The organism is Pseudomonas peli, from assembly GCF_050563605.1.
In the GTDB taxonomy this organism is placed as follows: domain Bacteria; phylum Pseudomonadota; class Gammaproteobacteria; order Pseudomonadales; family Pseudomonadaceae; genus Aquipseudomonas; species Aquipseudomonas peli_A.
In genome coordinates this window covers 1-495 of the sequence record NZ_JBNXUH010000109.1, presented here as the reverse complement: position 1 = coordinate 495, position 495 = coordinate 1, and the positions used below count along the sequence as shown (strand labels likewise).

2 pseudogenes are annotated in these 495 nt (G+C 64.9%); both read left to right on the top strand.

The annotated features are described in order from the left end of the window. Positions 1-38 precede the first annotated feature (38 nt). Positions 39-158: pseudogene (locus ACQ4LH_RS21215) on the top strand (sensor histidine kinase); the annotation flags it as partial. Between the two features lie 80 nt (positions 159-238). Beyond that, a pseudogene (locus ACQ4LH_RS21210) lies at positions 239-313 on the top strand (sensor histidine kinase); the annotation flags it as partial. Positions 314-495 lie beyond the last annotated feature (182 nt).

Here is a 495-nt window from a genome sequence, read left to right as displayed (position 1 = left end):
GTGGAGTTGTTTAAAAGATAAAGGGTCCCCCCCGCCCCCATGGGACTGGGGGGGCGCGGCTGCCGGCGGAACAGCAGCAGGCSAGCGAGCAGGGGGTGATCGAGTACGAGTTCGCCCGCCTCAACGGCATGCTGGTGCAGCTGCTCGGCCNAAAGAAGAAGCCGGCATAMMGAKCCCGCTCRGTTCKTCTGGTGGGCTGGGAGTTGTKWAWAAGAGACAGRAACAGCRGCGGGCCRGCGAGCGGGGGGTGATCGAGTACGAGTYCGCCCGCCTCAACGGCATGCTGGTGCAGCTGCTCGGCCTGTATAAGCTCTGTCTCTTATCACATCTCCGAGCCCACGAGACGTGTGGCCCCGATGGGCTCGCACGGAAGGGGAGCCAGTGGGTGGCGCGTCGTCGGCAAGCACAAGCGTATAAAGGAGGCGGGGGGGGGGGGGAAGCCGGTTTGGCCCGCCTCAACGGCATGCTGGTGCAGCTGCTCGGCCTGTATAAGCT